Origin of the sequence: Streptomyces xanthii, from assembly GCF_014621695.1 — a bacterium.
In the GTDB taxonomy this organism is placed as follows: Bacteria; Actinomycetota; Actinomycetes; order Streptomycetales; family Streptomycetaceae; genus Streptomyces; species Streptomyces xanthii.
Map to the genome: position 1 here is coordinate 6,410,333 of NZ_CP061281.1, position 15,821 is coordinate 6,426,153.

Annotated in this window: 16 protein-coding genes; all 16 read left to right on the forward strand. The window is 70.7% G+C overall.

The window, feature by feature from the left end:
- The first annotated feature begins 31 nt into the window (after window positions 1–31).
- The gene (locus IAG42_RS28900) at window positions 32–1,291 is read left to right on the forward strand and encodes an MFS transporter (RefSeq protein ID WP_188339896.1); all 1,260 of its coding nucleotides are present in this window, start codon (window positions 32–34) and stop codon (window positions 1,289–1,291) included.
- Between the two features lie 9 nt (window positions 1,292–1,300).
- Window positions 1,301–2,662, forward strand: coding sequence for a Pup--protein ligase (gene pafA / locus IAG42_RS28905; RefSeq protein ID WP_188339897.1), 1,362 nt, complete (start codon window positions 1,301–1,303; stop codon window positions 2,660–2,662).
- A gap of 164 nt (window positions 2,663–2,826) precedes the next feature.
- Window positions 2,827–3,843 carry an FKBP-type peptidyl-prolyl cis-trans isomerase gene (locus IAG42_RS28910; protein WP_394811292.1) on the forward strand — a complete coding sequence of 339 codons (1,017 nt, stop codon included), beginning with the start codon at window positions 2,827–2,829 and terminating at the stop codon, window positions 3,841–3,843.
- Between the two features lie 61 nt (window positions 3,844–3,904).
- Complete coding sequence (locus IAG42_RS28915) at window positions 3,905–4,279, forward strand: FKBP-type peptidyl-prolyl cis-trans isomerase (RefSeq protein WP_161305184.1); 375 nt, start codon at window positions 3,905–3,907, stop codon at window positions 4,277–4,279.
- 198 nt (window positions 4,280–4,477) lie between these two features.
- Window positions 4,478–5,431 (forward strand): helix-turn-helix transcriptional regulator, encoded by a 954-nt coding sequence (locus tag IAG42_RS28920; RefSeq protein WP_188339899.1) that lies wholly within the window; start codon window positions 4,478–4,480, stop codon window positions 5,429–5,431.
- Between the two features lie 14 nt (window positions 5,432–5,445).
- The gene (locus tag IAG42_RS28925) at window positions 5,446–6,408 is read left to right on the forward strand and encodes a helix-turn-helix transcriptional regulator (RefSeq protein ID WP_188339900.1); all 963 of its coding nucleotides are present in this window, start codon (window positions 5,446–5,448) and stop codon (window positions 6,406–6,408) included.
- A gap of 98 nt (window positions 6,409–6,506) precedes the next feature.
- Window positions 6,507–6,788: a phage terminase large subunit family protein gene (locus tag IAG42_RS28930; RefSeq protein WP_223206197.1), complete on the forward strand. Its 282-nt coding sequence runs from the start codon at window positions 6,507–6,509 to the stop codon at window positions 6,786–6,788.
- Between the two features lie 9 nt (window positions 6,789–6,797).
- A complete protein-coding gene (locus IAG42_RS28935) occupies window positions 6,798–6,995 on the forward strand; it encodes a G protein-coupled receptor family protein (protein WP_188339901.1) in 198 nt (65 codons plus the stop codon).
- 282 nt (window positions 6,996–7,277) lie between these two features.
- Window positions 7,278–7,574 (forward strand): Sec-independent protein translocase subunit TatA, encoded by a 297-nt coding sequence (gene tatA, locus IAG42_RS28940; protein ID WP_188339902.1) that lies wholly within the window; start codon window positions 7,278–7,280, stop codon window positions 7,572–7,574.
- 51 nt (window positions 7,575–7,625) lie between these two features.
- Window positions 7,626–8,594: a twin-arginine translocase subunit TatC gene (gene tatC / locus IAG42_RS28945; protein WP_188339903.1), complete on the forward strand. Its 969-nt coding sequence runs from the start codon at window positions 7,626–7,628 to the stop codon at window positions 8,592–8,594.
- A 42-nt stretch (window positions 8,595–8,636) separates the two neighbouring features.
- Entirely contained in the window at window positions 8,637–9,524 is an 888-nt protein-coding gene (locus IAG42_RS28950) for a diacylglycerol kinase (protein WP_188339904.1), read from the forward strand.
- 82 nt (window positions 9,525–9,606) lie between these two features.
- Window positions 9,607–12,414 (forward strand): DEAD/DEAH box helicase, encoded by a 2,808-nt coding sequence (locus tag IAG42_RS28955; RefSeq protein ID WP_188339905.1) that lies wholly within the window; start codon window positions 9,607–9,609, stop codon window positions 12,412–12,414.
- Between the two features lie 355 nt (window positions 12,415–12,769).
- The gene (locus IAG42_RS28960) at window positions 12,770–14,374 is read left to right on the forward strand and encodes a sensor histidine kinase (protein ID WP_188339906.1); all 1,605 of its coding nucleotides are present in this window, start codon (window positions 12,770–12,772) and stop codon (window positions 14,372–14,374) included.
- Window positions 14,371–14,778 (forward strand): roadblock/LC7 domain-containing protein, encoded by a 408-nt coding sequence (locus tag IAG42_RS28965; protein WP_188339907.1) that lies wholly within the window; start codon window positions 14,371–14,373, stop codon window positions 14,776–14,778. Before IAG42_RS28960 ends, IAG42_RS28965 begins: the two co-directional genes overlap by 4 nt.
- Complete coding sequence (locus IAG42_RS28970; RefSeq protein ID WP_188339908.1) at window positions 14,775–15,182, forward strand: DUF742 domain-containing protein; 408 nt, start codon at window positions 14,775–14,777, stop codon at window positions 15,180–15,182. Before IAG42_RS28965 ends, IAG42_RS28970 begins: the two co-directional genes overlap by 4 nt.
- Window positions 15,163–15,813: a GTP-binding protein gene (locus IAG42_RS28975; protein WP_384619926.1), complete on the forward strand. Its 651-nt coding sequence runs from the start codon at window positions 15,163–15,165 to the stop codon at window positions 15,811–15,813. Before IAG42_RS28970 ends, IAG42_RS28975 begins: the two co-directional genes overlap by 20 nt.
- Window positions 15,814–15,821 lie beyond the last annotated feature (8 nt).

The following is a 15,821-nucleotide window of genomic DNA, read 5'->3' on the forward strand; positions in this document are numbered from 1 at the left end:
TATACGTAAAACTTCAGGTGAGGGCGGGGCGATGGCCGCGGGTTATGCGGAGATCCTCAGGGCGCGGCACGCGATGCGGCTGCTGACGGGCACCCTGGTGGGCAGGCTGCCGAACGCGATCGCGGCGATCGCGATCGTGCTGTTCGTGCGTGAGGAGGGCGGCACCTACAGCCTGGCCGGAGCGCTGGCCGCGGTGTACGGCGTGGCCAACGCCGTGGGGCAGCCGGTGCTCGGCCGCCTGGTGGACCTGCGGGGCCAGCCGAAGGTGCAGCTGCCCGCGGCCGTCCTGTCGGCGCTGGCGATGACCGTCTTCGCGCTCGTGGGCACGGACACCCCCGTGGTCGCGTATCTCGCGGTGGCGGCCGCCGGCCTGTTCACACCTCCGCTGGAGGGCGGGCTGCGCGCCCTGTGGCCGAGTGTGCTGCCGCGCGAGGAACAGGTGCACGTGGCGTACGCCATGGACGCCATCGCGCAGGAGGTCATGTTCACGGTCGGCCCGCTCCTGGTGACCGTGTGTGTGTCGCTGTGGTCCGCGCAAGCCGCGCTCATCGTCCTCAACGTGATCGGTGTGCTCGGCGCCCTCTCCGTAGTGCTGTCGAAGCCCTCGCGCGCGTGGCGCAGCGCGCCCCGCGAGGCCCACTGGCTGGGCGCCCTGCGCTCACCGGGCCTGCTGGCGCTGCTCGCCGCCTTCCTGTTCATCGGGCTCGCGCTCGGCTCCATCACGGTGGCCGGTGTCTCGTACGCGGACGGCAACGGCGGTGACGCCGTGTACGGCTGGATGATGGCCGCGCTCGGCCTCGGCGCGCTCGTCGGCGGCGCGGTCTACGGCGCGCGGCAGTGGAGTGGGGCTCCCGAGGGGCGACTTCGGTGGCTGGTGGCGCTTCTGGCGCTGTTCTACGTGCCGTTGGCGATCGTGCCCGGCCCGGTGGCCATGGTGGCGCTGACGGCGGTCGCGGGCGTGTTCCTCGCGCCCTGCATCGCCTGCGCGTTCATCGTCGTGGACCGGCACGCCCCGCGCGGGACGGTCACCGAGGCGTTCTCGTGGCTCGTGACGACGTTCACGGTGGGCGCGAGCGTGGGTACGGCCGTCGCGGGCCCCGTCGTCGAATGGGGCGGCACCCGCTGGGGCTTCGCCGTGCCGGCCGTCACCGGCGCCCTGGCGCTGCTCGTCCTGCTGGCCACCGGGCGGGTCCTGAGCGCGCCGCACGCGTCCGGGCGTGTCGCGCTCTCATCTGAAAATGATCCGAACCGTGCCGTCCAACCCCGTTTCAGCTCGGGGGATCGGGCGTAATGTTCAGTCATGGACCGCCGCATTTTCGGGCTGGAGAACGAGTACGGCGTCACATGCACGTTCAGGGGACAGCGACGCCTGTCTCCTGACGAGGTGGCGCGGTACCTCTTCCGCCGTGTCGTGTCATGGGGCCGCAGCAGCAATGTCTTTCTGCGGAACGGCGCACGCCTGTATCTGGACGTGGGTTCGCATCCGGAATACGCAACACCCGAATGCGACAACGTGACCGAGCTGGTCACCCACGACAAAGCGGGCGAGCGCATTCTGGAAGGCCTGCTCGTCGACGCCGAACGCCGCCTGCACGAGGAGGGAATCGCAGGCGACGTATATCTGTTCAAGAACAACACCGACTCGGCGGGAAACTCCTACGGCTGCCACGAGAATTACCTGGTGGCACGGCACGGGGAGTTCTCGCGACTCGCGGACATTCTCATCCCCTTCCTGGTCACCCGTCAGTTGCTGTGCGGCGCGGGCAAGGTGCTGCAGACGCCGCGCGGCGCGGTGTACTGCGTGAGCCAGCGCGCCGAGCACATCTGGGAGGGCGTCAGCTCCGCGACGACGCGCTCCCGGCCCATCATCAACACCCGCGACGAACCGCACGCGGACGCCGAGCGCTACCGCCGGCTGCACGTCATCGTCGGTGACTCGAACATGTCCGAGACGACCATGCTCCTCAAGGTCGGTGCCACCGACCTCGTGCTGCGCATGATCGAGGCCGGCACGGTGATGCGCGACCTGACCCTGGAGAACCCGATCCGGGCCATCCGCGAGGTCAGCCACGACATCACGGGCCGCCGCAAGGTCCGCCTGGCCAGCGGCCGCGAGGCCTCCGCCCTGGAGGTCCAGCGCGAGTACTACGAGAAGGCCGTGGACTTCTGCGAGCGCCGGGGCATCCGCACCGGCACCGTGGACCAGGTCCTCGAGCTGTGGGGCCGCACGCTCGACGCGATCGAGGCGGAGGACCTCGACCGCATCGGTACCGAGATCGACTGGGTCATGAAGTACAAGCTCATCGAGCGGTACCGGGCCAAGCACAACATGACCATGTCGCACCCGAGGGTCGCGCAGATAGACCTCGCCTACCACGACATCCACCGCCGTCGTGGTCTCTACTACCTCCTGGAGAGGAAGGGCCAGGCCGCCCGCATCTGCAACGACCTGAAGATCTTCGAGGGCAAGTCCGTGCCCCCGCAGACCACGCGCGCGCGACTGCGCGGCGACTTCATCCGGCGCGCCCAGGAACAGCGCCGCGACTTCACGGTCGACTGGGTCCACCTGAAGCTGAACGACCAGGCGCAGCGCACCGTGCTGTGCAAGGACCCGTTCCGCAGCGTGGACGACCGGGTGGAGAAGCTGATCGCCGGTATGTAGGACCGGCGTGAAGATCCGCTGCGGAACACCCCCCAAAGGGGTGTTCGAGGCGTTCAGGAAGGGCCCCGTGCGAATCATTCGTACGGGGCCCTTCCGCTGCCCGTGGCACAGTTGCCCGAGGGCCTAGAGTGGCCGGACCGTATTCGAGCGACATGAGGATCACTGTGCGACGGCGACTTGCAGCTCTACTGATCGTGCCGGCACTGGCGCTGACCGCGGCGGCCTGTGGCAGCGACGACGGCAAGAAGGACTCGGCGGACAAGGCGGACTCCTCCTCCGCGCCGAAGTCGGCCGAGGTGCCCAAGCCCGTCGACACCGCGAACCCGATGCCGAAGGTCGCAGGTGACGTCGGCAAGAAGGCGTCCATCACGCTGCCCAAGGGCGACCCGAGCGGCAAGTTCGTCGTGCACACGCTCTCCGAGGGCGACGGCGCCGAGGTCAAGAAGAACGACCTGGTGACGATGAACTTCACCGGCAAGGTCTGGAAGGGTGGCAAGGACCTCGGCACCACGTACGGCAAGCAGGGCGGCGGCGACCAGATGGTGACCGCCGGCGCCGAGGGCCAGCTGCCGGCGTTCGCGCAGGCCGTGGTGGGGCAGAAGGAAGGCAGCCGGGTGCTCGTCGTGGCGCCGCCGGCCGCCGGCTTCGGCCCCCAGGGCAACCCGCAGGCGGGCGTCTCGGGCGAGGACACGCTGGTCTTCGCGGTCGACGTCGGCAAGGTCGTCCCGAAGAAGGTCGAGGGCACGCAGGCCGCGATCCCGTCCGACCTGCCGCAGATCAAGGCCGACGAGGAGAAGCCGGCCACGATCTCCGTCCCGAAGAACGACCCGCCGAAGAAGCTCGTCGACCAGGTCCTCATCAAGGGCAAGGGCGCCGAGATCAAGAACGGCCAGACGGTCAGCATGCAGTACAGCGGTGCCGCCTGGAAGATCAACGAGGGCAAGGCGAAGGCCGAGCTGTTCGACTCCTCCTGGAACCGCGGCGGCCAGCCGTTCACCACGCCCATCGGGCAGGGCCAGGTCATCCAGGGCTGGGACAAGGGCATCGTCGGCAAGCACGTGGGCGACCGCGTCCTGCTGGTGATCCCGCCGGAGCAGGCCTACGGCGAGAAGGACCAGGGCAAGGCCCTGCCGGCCAACTCCACGCTCGTCTTCGTCGTGGACATCCTCGCCGCGCACTGACCCCCGCGACAGTGGCAGACTGTCCCGGTTGTCCGACAGCCAACCAGCAGGAGCACTACACGTGAGCATCGACAAGCCCGAGGTCGACTTCCCGGTCGGCGAGCCGCCGGCGGACCTCCAGATCAAGGACATCTGGGAGGGCGACGGCGCCGTGGCCAAGGCCGGCGACTTCGTCAAGGTCCACTACGTGGGCGTGGCCTTCTCCACCGGTGAGGAGTTCGACGCCTCCTGGAACCGCGGCAACCCGCTGGAGTTCCAGCTCGGTGCCGGCCAGGTCATCGCGGGCTGGGACCAGGGCGTGCAGGGCATGAAGGTCGGCGGCCGTCGTGAGCTGACGATCCCCTCGCACCTCGCGTACGGCGAGCGCGGCGCCGGTGGCGGCCGCATCGCCCCGGGCGAGACGCTGATCTTCGTCTGCGACCTGGTCGCCGTCTGACGGTCCGCGCGAGCGAGCCGAACGTCGCGAGAAGGGCCCGTGCCGGCCGGCACGGGCCCTTCCGCCTTTCCACCGGCGGGCCGCCGCTTTGCCTCGGCTTTGCCCCTGGCTTTTGCCGCGACACCCCGGGGCGGTACGGTCGACGATCGGGAGCACTGAGGGAGCGCGCGGGGAGCCTCCGGGGACGAAAGGGCGTCGATGGCCATTGCCAAGGCCGAGCGGCTGATGAATCTGGCGCTGTGTCTGCTCGGGACGCGCCGACCGCTCAGCAAGCGGGAGCTGCGGAGCTCCATCGAGGCCTACCTGGAGGCGGGCAGCGACGACTCCTTCAACCGCATGTTCGAGCGTGACAAGGACGATCTGCGCGAGCTGGGCCTGGTCATCGAGACCGTGGAGAACCTGGACGGCGAGATCGGCTACCAGGCCCGCCGCGACAGCAACCGGCTGCCGCCCATCGCCCTCGACGCCGAGGAGGCAGCGGCCCTCGGCCTCGCCGCCAAGGTGTGGCAGCAGGCCCGCCTCGCCGGCGCCGCCAGCGGCGCCCTGCAGAAGCTGCGCGCCGCCGGCATGCCCGAGGACGTGGACCCGTACGAGCCGCACGGTGCGCTCGAGCCCCGGATCCCGGTGCGCGAGGCGTCCTTCGAGCCCCTGATGCTGGCCTGCCGCGACCGCCGCCCCGTCGTCTTCGACTACCGCAAGGCCAACGCCGCGCGCCCCGAGCAGCGCCAGGTCGAGCCCTGGGCCCTGGAGTGCTGGCGCGGCCACTGGTACCTGGCCGGCTGGGACCGGGACCGGGAGGCCGAGCGCGTCTTCCGCCTCTCCCGGATCACCGGCAAGGTCCGCTCCCGCGCGGGCCGCTTCAAGGCGCCCGTACCGGACGTGGTGACCGTGCGTGAGACCGTCGCGAGCTGGGCCGGCGAGACCGCCGACCGCTCCGCCCTGATCCGCCTGCGCGCCGGTGCCGGCTACCCGCTGCGCGCCAAGGCCGTCTCCGTACGCGACCTGGGCGACGGCTGGGACGAGGTGGAGATCCCGTACGGGCACGGGCTCGACGCCTGGCTCGTGGAGTTCGGCCCCGACGTGGTCGTGCTCGAGCCCGCCGAACTGCGGGCCGACGTGGTGGAGCGGCTGCGCGCCGTGGCCAAGGGCTGAGGGGACGTACGACCATGGCTGCCAACGCCATCGACCAGACCCGGCGGATGCTCTCCCTGGTGACGTATCTGCGCGAGCGCCCCGGCGCCCACGTCAGCGACGTCGCGCGGGCCTTCGGCATCACCGAGGACGAGCTGATCTCCGACCTCGACGTGCTGCCCCTGTGCGGCACCAGCTTCCGCGGCGGCGACCTGCTCGACATCGACACCGACGGCGACCGCATCTGGTGGCACAACCCGGCCGCCCTGTCGGCGGAGGCCGCCGAGCCGCTGCGCATCGCCTCCGACGAGGCCACCGCGCTGCTCGTCGCCGCGCGCGCCGTCGCGACGCTCCCGGGCCTGCGCGAGAGCGACCGGCTCGCGCTGCTGCGGGCGACCGCCAAGCTGGAGACCGCCGCCGGCGAGATGGCCGGCGCCAGCGCCCGGCTGAACGTGACCTTCGAGTCCGAGGGCGGCGTCTTCGCCGACGTGGACCGGGCGATCTCCGAGCGGCGCCGGCTGTGGATCCGCTACTACTCGCCCGCCCGCGACGAGGTCACCGAGCGCGAGATCGACCCGATCCGGCTCGTCAGCGTCGGGCACACCTACGTGGAGGCGTGGTGCCGTCGCTCCGAGGCGCGGCGCACTTTCCGGCTCGACCGGGTCGCCGAGATCCGCGTCCTCGACGAGGCCTCGGCCCCGCCGGAGATCGAACTGCGCGACCTGTCCGAGGCGCTCGTGCAGCCCGCCGCCGAGGACCCCGAGGTCGTCGTCGAGGTCGGCCCCGGCGGGCGCTGGGTCGCCGAGTACTACCCGCACGACAGCGCCGAGGAGCTGCCCGACGGCGGGCTGCGGATCACGCTGCGCACCCCCGACCCGTCCTCGCTGCGCCGGCTCGCGCTGCGGCTCGGCGGCGACGGGCACATCGTCGCCCCCGCCGACCTGGCCGACAGCGCGCGCGACGCGGCCCGGGAGGCCCTCGCGGCGTACGAGTTGTGACATTCGCCGCATGTGCGGCGATTTGGGCGGCGAGTGAGGCGCGGGACGACACGCGGTGCTCCGGGTGACAGGTAAGAGAAGGGTGTGAGGTGGGCGACATGGGTGGAGCGACCGGACTGATGGGCGTCTCCGGAATATCCGCCGTGGCGGGGATCCCGGCGCCCGTGGTCTTCAAGGCCGCCTGCCCGCACTGCCGGGCCCGCTTCGAACTCGCCGCGTCCGCGCTCCGCTTGGTGATCGGCGGCAGCCGCCGCACCACCTTCTACTCCTTCACCTGCCCCGAGTGCGCCAGCTCCGTGCGCAAGCCGGCCGGTGAGCGCATCGTCGAACTCCTCACCGGCGGCGGGGTGCGCACCCTGCGCCTCCATCAGACCGTCTAGGCTCGGCGCATGTTCTGGGCGATGCTGGCGGTGGCCGTGGGGTTCGTGGGACTCGCCGTCCTGGCGGTTCTCGCGGTGAGGGTGTTCGTCGAGGCGCAGCGCCTGAGCCGCCAAGTCGCCGACACGACACGGCGTATCAACAGCGCGGCCGAAGAGCTGGAGCGCGCCGCCGTGAGTGTCGCGAAGGCCGGCGGCGACGCGGTCTGACAGCGTGTCGCGCGTCCCGGTGCGGACGCGGACCTGCGCCCGAAGCGGCGATGGAAAGCGCTTTACCCCCGCGGCCTGTCGGTCCGTGGGGTCCGCCGGGTACGCTCCTTTACGCGGCCTGGGAGCGAGGCGCGGGCCGCAAGCGGGAGTACGCACGGGGATTGCCCCGTGTTCACCCCCACGGGATACGATCGCTGCCAGCACGGTGGTCGGACAACAGTCCGAAGTCCGGCCGGTACCGGCAGCCCCGCCCCTGCCGCCTCAGTGAGAAGGTAAACGCATATGTTCGGTGGAAAGATCGGCGCCCCCGAGTTGATCATCCTGCTCGTGGTCATCCTCCTCCTGTTCGGCGCGAAGAAGCTTCCGGACATGGCGCGCTCGCTCGGCAAGTCCGCCCGCATCCTCAAGAGCGAGGCGAAGGCCATGAAGAGCGAGGGTGGCAACAAGGATGCCGCTCCGTCCGACCCGCCGAAGGCGGGCGAGCAGCCTCCGGCCCAGCGCACCATCCAGGCCGCTCCCGGCGATGTGAGCAGCTCGCGTCCTGTGACCGAGCAGACGAACCAGACGACGCAGAGCTGATCCAAGGCCGCCCCGGTAGCGGCGGCCTGTCGCACGAGATGAGGACGTGGGTTGCTCAAGTCTGCCCGCAAACAGGAGAAGGACCCCGAGGGGCGGATGCCGCTCGCGGAGCACCTGCGTGAGCTTCGCAACCGACTCGGGAAGGCCGTCCTGGCCATCCTCGTCGTCACGATCGTCGCCGCCTTCTACTACAAGGACATCATCGAGTTCTTCACGAACCCGGTCCTCGAGTCGGTCGGCTGCGACAAGACCTTCGCCGAACTGACGGCCAAGGCGGCGGACAACAAGGACGCCAACGAGCAGTGCGCCCGCATCGTGCTCAACGGCCTGATCACGCCCTTCACGCTCGCCCTGAAGGTCTCCCTCATGGCCGGTGTGATCGGTGCGTCGCCGGTCTGGCTCTACCAGCTGTGGGGCTTCGTCGCCCCCGGCCTGCACAAGCACGAGAAGAAGTACGCGACCGCCTTCGTGGCCACCGGCGTTCCGCTGTTCCTCGGCGGCGCGTTCTTCGCGTACAAGACCCTGCCGACGATGGCGCGGGTGCTGCTCGACTTCTCGCCGGCGAACATCGACAACCAGCTGCCGCTCGACGACCTGCTGGACCTGATCACCCGCATGGTGATCGTCTTCGGTCTCTCCTTCGAGCTGCCGCTGCTCCTGGTCATGCTCAACCTCACCGGCGTGCTCAGCGGCAGGAAGATGCTCGGCTGGTGGCGCGGCATGATCATGGGCATCACCGTCTTCGCGGCGGTGGCCACGCCCAGCACCGACCCGCTGACGATGCTCGCCCTCGCGGGACCGATCTGGGTGCTCTACTTCGCCGCGACCGGCTTCTCGCTCCTGAACGACCGGCGCAAGCGGCTCATCGAGGCGGCGGGCCCCGATGACGACGAGGCGTCCGAGCTCGACCTCACGCCCGAGGAGATCGGCGAGGTCGAGACGGTGAGCGCCAGCCGCTCGGTGCCCGAGCAGTCCACCGGCGAGCAGGACCGGATCAACGGTTACGACGATGTGACCTGAGGTAACCGCGGTTCGCGGCAGGGCACTTGCTAGGGTCCGGCCGTGAGCAGCGACATCACCCTCTTCGTCAATCCCACCGCGGGACGCGGCCGGGGCGCACACGCTGCGCAGCCGGCCGCTTCCGCGTTGCGGGCCGCCGGATTCTCCGTGCGCACGGTCATCGGGGAGGACGCCACCGACGCCCTCGCACGCGCGCGTGCCGCCGTGGCCGAGGGCACGGGTGCCCTCGTGGCCGTCGGCGGCGACGGGCTCGTGAACCTCGCCCTGCAGGCCGTCGCCGGCACCCGCACCCCGCTCGGCATCGTCGCCGTCGGCACCGGCAACGACTTCGCGCGCGCTCTCGGACTGCCCGTCCGCGATCCGGCGGCGGCCGGCGCGCTCGTCGCCGAGGCGCTCAAGGGGGAACGGATCCGCGAGGTCGACCTGGGGCGGATCGGCGACCACTGGTTCGGCACCGTCCTCGCCTCCGGCTTCGACTCCCGCGTCAACGACCGCGGCAACCGGATGCGGCTGCCGCTCGGCCGCTTCAAGTACGACCTGGCGATCGCCCTGGAACTGGCCGCCTTCAAGCCGGTGCCCTTCCGTCTCACGCTCGACGACGGCTCCGCGCGCGAGGTGGCCGCCACCCTGGTCGCCGTCGGCAACGGCACCTCCTACGGAGGCGGCATGCGGATATGCGCCGACGCCGAGATGGACGACGGGCTCTTCGACGTGACCGTCGTGGGGGACTGCTCGCGCACCACCCTGCTGCGTGTCTTCCCGCGCGTCTACAAGGGCACCCATCTGACCCACCCCAAGGTCACCGTGTACCGCGCGCGCCGCGTCGAGCTCGCCGCGCCCGACATCACGGCGTACGCGGACGGGGAGCCGGTGGGGGCTCTGCCTCAGGTCGCCGAGTGTGTCCCGGCGGCCGTTCGCGTGCTGGTCTGAGGCCCGCCGGCGGTCGGCGTCCGAGTGCTTAGCGGATAATGATCGTCCGATGTCAGTGGCGGCCGGTAGGCTCGAAAGCACGATGACAGAGGACCTCTCACCGGCCGAGCGGTACGCGGCTTCCCGTAAGCGGGCCGCCGAGCAGGCCACCGCGCTCGCGTCCTTCCGCGAGATGTACGACTTCGGTCTCGACCCCTTCCAGATCGAGGCCTGCCAGGCGCTGGAGGCGGGCAAGGGCGTCCTGGTGGCGGCGCCCACCGGCTCCGGCAAGACGATCGTCGGCGAGTTCGCCGTGCACCTCGCCCTTCTCCAGGGCAAGAAATGCTTCTACACGACGCCGATCAAGGCGCTGTCGAACCAGAAGTACCAGGACCTCGCCAAGCGCTACGGCTCCGACAAGGTCGGCCTGCTGACCGGCGACAACAGTGTGAACAGCGACGCGCCGATCGTCGTCATGACCACCGAGGTCCTGCGGAACATGCTGTACGCGGGCTCCCGCTCGCTGATCAACCTCGGCTACGTGGTCATGGACGAGGTGCACTACCTCTCCGACCGCTTCCGCGGCGCCGTCTGGGAAGAGGTGATCATCCACCTCCAGGAGTCGGTGACCCTGGTCTCCCTCTCGGCGACGGTGTCGAACGCGGAGGAGTTCGGCGACTGGCTGGACACCGTGCGTGGCGACACCGAGGTGATCGTCTCCGAGCACCGGCCCGTCCCGCTGTTCCAGCACGTGCTCGCCGGGCGCCGCATGTACGACCTCTTCGAGGAGGGCGAGGGCCACAAGAAGGCGGTCAACCCGGACCTGACGCGGATGGCCCGCATGGAGGCGAGCCGGCCGTCCTACCAGGACCGCAGGCGCGGGCGCGCCATGCGCGAGGCGGACCGTGAGCGCGAGCGCCGCCAGCGCTCCAGGATCTGGACGCCGGGCCGCCCCGAGGTGATCGACCGGCTCGACGCCGAGGGACTGCTGCCCGCCATCACGTTCATCTTCAGCCGCGCCGCCTGCGAGGCGGCCGTCCAGCAGTGCCTGTACGCGGGCCTGAGGCTGAACGACGAGGAGGCCCGGGCCAAGGTCCGGCAGATCGTCGAGGAGCGCACGGCGTCCATCCCCGACGAGGACCTGCACGTCCTCGGCTACTACGAGTGGCTGGAGGGCCTCGAGCGCGGCATCGCCGCCCACCACGCGGGCATGCTGCCGACCTTCAAGGAGGTCGTGGAGGAGCTCTTCGTCAAGGGCCTGGTCAAGGCGGTCTTCGCGACCGAGACGCTGGCGCTGGGCATCAACATGCCGGCCCGCTCCGTCGTCCTGGAGAAGCTCGTCAAGTGGAACGGGGAGCAGCACGCCGACATCACCCCGGGCGAGTACACGCAGCTGACCGGCCGCGCCGGGCGCCGCGGCATCGATGTCGAGGGCCACGCCGTCGTGCTGTGGCAGCGCGGCTTCAGCCCCGAGCATCTGGCCGGACTCGCCGGCACGCGCACGTACCCGCTCCGCTCCAGCTTCAAGCCGTCGTACAACATGGCGGTGAACCTGGTGGAGCAGTTCGGGCGGCACCGCTCGCGCGAGCTGCTGGAGACCTCCTTCGCCCAGTTCCAGGCGGACAAGTCGGTCGTCGGCATCTCGCGTCAGGTGCAGAAGAACGAGGAGGGGCTCGAGGGCTACAAGGAGTCCATGACCTGCCACCTCGGGAACTTCGACGAGTACGCGCGTCTGCGCCGCGAGCTGAAGGACCGTGAGACGGAGCTGGCCAAGCAGGGCGCCGCCCAGCGCCGGGCCCAGGCCGCCGCCGCCCTGGAGAAGCTCAAGCCGGGCGACGTGATCCACGTGCCCACGGGCAAGTTCGCGGGCCTCGCGCTCGTCCTGGACCCCGGCCTGTCCGCGGGCCGGTCCAACGGGCACCGCGGCTTCGAGTCCCACGACGGCCCCCGCCCGCTGGTGCTCACCGCCGAGCGGCAGGTCAAGCGGCTCGCGTCGATCGACTTCCCGGTGCCGGTCGAGGCGCTGGAGCGGATGCGCATCCCGAAGTCGTTCAACCCGCGCTCGCCGCAGTCCCGGCGCGACCTCGCGTCGGCGCTGCGCACCAAGGCCGGCCACATCGTGCCCGACCGGCACAGGAAGAGCCGCTCGGCCGCGGCGGACGACCGCGAGATCGCCCGGCTCCGCGCCGAGCTGCGCGCCCACCCGTGCCACGGCTGCGCCGAGCGCGAGGACCACGCGCGCTGGGCCGAGCGCTACCACCGGCTCAAGCGGGACACCGCACAGCTGGAGCGCCGCATCGAGGGCCGGACGAACACGATCGCCCGCACCTTCGACCGCATCGTCAAGCTGCTGACCGAGATGGACTATCTGCGCGGCGACGAGGTCACCGAGCACGGCAAGCGGCTCGCCCGGCTCTACGGCGAGCTGGACCTGCTGGCGAGCGAGTGCCTGCGCGACGGCGTCTGGGAGGGCCTGGACCCGGCCGAACTGGCGGCGTGCGTCTCGGCGTTGGTGTTCGAGGCGCGGGTCGGCGACGACGCGCTCGCCCCGAAGCTGCCCTCGGGCCGGGCCAAGGCCGCGCTCGGCGAGATGGTCCGCATCTGGGGCCGGCTCGACGCGCTCGAGGAGGACTTCCGGATCAGCCAGACCGAGGGCGTCGGGCAGCGCGAGCCCGATCTCGGCTTCGCCTGGGCCGCGTACGAGTGGGCCTCCGGCAAGGGGCTCGACGAGGTGCTGCGCGAGGCGGAGATGCCCGCAGGCGACTTCGTGCGCTGGTGCAAGCAGGTCATCGACGTGCTCGGGCAGATCGCCGCGGCCGCCCCCAAGGAGGGCTCCACGGTCGCGAAGAACGCGCGCAAGGCTGTCGACGGACTGCTGCGCGGCGTCGTCGCGTACTCCTCCGTCGGCTAGCCGACGCTCCGTCAGAAGGGCGCCGTCCGCAGGGACGGCGCCCTTTCGCGTGTCCGGCGGACGGCCGCCGGAGGGGTCCGGATTCGCGTACCCGGACGTGATCACTCCATGCGTTCGAATCTGAGCGGAGCGTGCAAATGGGAGCGAGTGTATGCCCGGCAGGGGGGTTCGTGCAGGGCCTTGCTGAATATGACTCGGCGATGATCCGGTCGGACTAAGCTCGCCCGCAGCGCACCGAGTTGAGATGGATTCGGGCGCTTGTTCCCCTATGCGTGGATGGTTCGCGTCGAGCCCCGGTACGAAGTGCGACGGACCACCGCGAATTCCCCGACCCGATTGTTTTTAGAGGGCATACATGGTGAGTGTTCAATCGCCTCCCGGTGGCCGAGAAGTCCCCTACACACGCGTGCTGTTGCTGCCCGCCATGGTCATGGCGGCCGCCACCGGAGCAGCCGTCGCCGTGGTCACGCAGCCCGCCCGTCTCGCGGTCGCCCTGTGCGGCGCCCTCGGCACGCTCCTCGTCGTCGCCGTGGCCGCCGAGGCCGTCCGCCGCGGCCGCATCCTCAAGGGCCTGCGCGCCCAGTACGCCCAGCACGTCGCCGAGCTGGAAGCCCGGGTCGACGGCCACGAGCAGCTCACGATGCGCGTCGCCAAGGAAGTCCTGCCGCACGCCCTCTACCGCATGCGCAAGGGCGCCAACCCGCGCGACGCGGTCCGCGACACCTGCGACTCCGAGGCGGCCTTCCGCGACGTCACGCGCGGCGAGCGCGAACTGCTCTACCGCTGCCTGAAGGAGATCGACCGCGAGGCCGCCTTCCGCGACGGCGCGCAGCGCTCCTTCGTCTCCGTCGCCCGCCGCGTCCAGGCCATCGTGCACAAGCAGTCCCAGGAACTGCGCGAGATGGAAGAGGACCACGGCCGCAACCCCGAGGTCTTCGACGACCTCCTGCGCATCGACCACGGCACCGCCCTGATCGGCCGCCTCGCCGACTCCGTCACCGTCCTCGGCGGCGCCCGGCCCGGCCGCCAGTGGCCCAAGCCCGTCAAGCTCTACAGCGTGCTGCGCGGCGCCATGTCGCGCATCCTCGAGTACCCGCGCATCGACCTGCACGCCATCTGCGACGTCGCCATCAAGGGCATCCACGTCGAACCCCTCATCCACGCCTGCGCCGAACTCCTCGACAACGCGACGCGCTACTCGCCGCCGCAGACCCGCGTGCACGTCACCGCCGTCGAGGTGCAGACCGGCATCGCCATCGAGATCGAGGACGGCGGCGTCAGCCTCGGCGAGGAGCAGCGCGCCCGCGTCGAGCGGATGCTGGAGCGCGCCCAGGCCGGCTACGACCTGAACGACCTGGGCGAGAGCCCCCGCCTCGGCCTCGCCATCGTCGGCCGGCTCTGCGCCATGTACGACATGAAGATCTCGCTGCGCCAGTCCGCGTACGGCGGCGTGCGCGCCGTACTGATCGTGCCCCGCGAGATGATGAGCTCCGGACCCGCGCCCGGCCGCGCCCACGGCATCGGCGCCAGCGCCGTGCCCCGCGTCGACCACAACGGCGTACCGGTCAAGGAAGAGCCGCGGCTGAAGAAGACGCGTCGCCCCACCACAGGACCGCGCCCCTCCGCCCCGCTCGTCGCGATGGAGGACGACGTCCCCGTGGTCACCGAATGGCGGGCCAACGGGCTCCCGCAGCGCCGGCGCAAGGTCGACACCAAGGTCATCGACAACCAGATCATCGTCACCCCGCGCCACCCCGATCTGTCCATGCCCGCCCCCGCGGCGGCCGCCCCGCTGCCCCCGGCCCAGCCGGAGCACGAGCGGCCCGCGCAGCCCGAACCGGGCCTGTGGGTCGAGGCGTTCATGAACGGGCTCAAGCCCGACGGCCCGGACGGGGCCGGAGCGGACAAGCCGCACGACGACGCGTACAACCAGCAGGCCGAAGAGGGAGACCACCAGTGATCCAGCAAAGGGCCAACTTCGACTGGATGCTCAAGGAGCTCGCCGAGAGCGTCTCCAACGTGCGCCAGGTAGTGGTGCTCTCCGCGGACGGCCTGCGCATCGCCCGGTACGGCGGAGACCCCGACGCGGCCGACCGGATCGCCGCCGCCTGCGCGGGACTCCAGTCGCTCGCCTCCGCCGTCGCCACGGAGATCCCCGACAGCAGCGGCAAGATGAACATGGTCATCATCGAGGTCGACGGCGGCTTCTTCTATCTGATGGCGGCCGGCAAGGGCGCCTATCTCGCCGTCCTCGCCGACCAGTTCGTCGACGCCGGAATGATCAGCCACCAGATGCGCGACCTCGTCATCCGGATCGGCGCCCACCTGACCAGCCCGCCCCGACGCAACGGCCAGACTGTATGACTCTCCGCCCCCCCGACCCCCCCTTCCGGGAAGAGCCGCCCCAGCGCGAGCGCCGCCCCGGCTCGGACGCGAAAGAGCGCGATCCGGAGCGGCTGTACGTGATCACCGGCGGCACCGACGGCACGGAGCGGGCGCCCCTCGATCTGGTCACCCTGATCGTGGCGCGCGCCGAACCGCCCCCGACGGCCCCGCCCGAACAGGCCGCCGTCTTACGGATGTGCCGCAATCCCCTCTCCACGGCCGAGATCTCGGCCTACCTCAACCTGCCGTTCAGCGTGGTCACCGTGCTGCTCGGCGAACTCCTCGCGGCCGAACTGGTCCAGGCGCGCGCGCCCGTCATCCGGGGCGCCGTGGCCGACCGTTCCCTCCTCGAAGCGGTGATGCATGGACTACAGAAGCTCTGACAGCACGGCCGGGACGGAGACCGCCGTCGGGAGCCTGCACATCCCCGGTCCGCGGGCCGAGGACCGGATGCCCGACACGGTCACCTCGGCCGTCAAGATCGTGATCGTCGGCGGCTTCGGCGTCGGCAAGACCACCATGGTGGGCTCCGTCAGCGAGATCCGGCCGCTCACCACCGAAGAGACCATGACGCAGGCCGGCATCGGCGTCGACGACAACTACGGCTCGGAGACCAAGACCGCCACCACCGTGGCCATGGACTTCGGCCGCATCAGCATCACCGACGAGCTGGTCCTGTACCTCTTCGGGACCCCGGGCCAGGAACGCTTCTGGTTCCTGTGGAACGGCCTGTTCGAGGGCGCCCTCGGCGCCGTCGTGCTCATCGACACCCGCCGTCTCGAGGTCAGCTTCGACGTGATCGGGCGCCTGGAGGAGCGCGGCGTGCCGTTCGTCATCGCCAACAACGCCTTCCCGGACGGCCCGCGCTACCCCACGGAGGAACTGCGCAACGCGCTCGACCTCGACCCGGACGTCCCGATCATCGAGTGCGACGCGCGCCGCCGGGCCTCCAGCCGCGACGTCCTGATGACGCTGATGCGCTATCTGCACGAGATGGCGCTGGCCCGCGCCTGAGCCCCGCG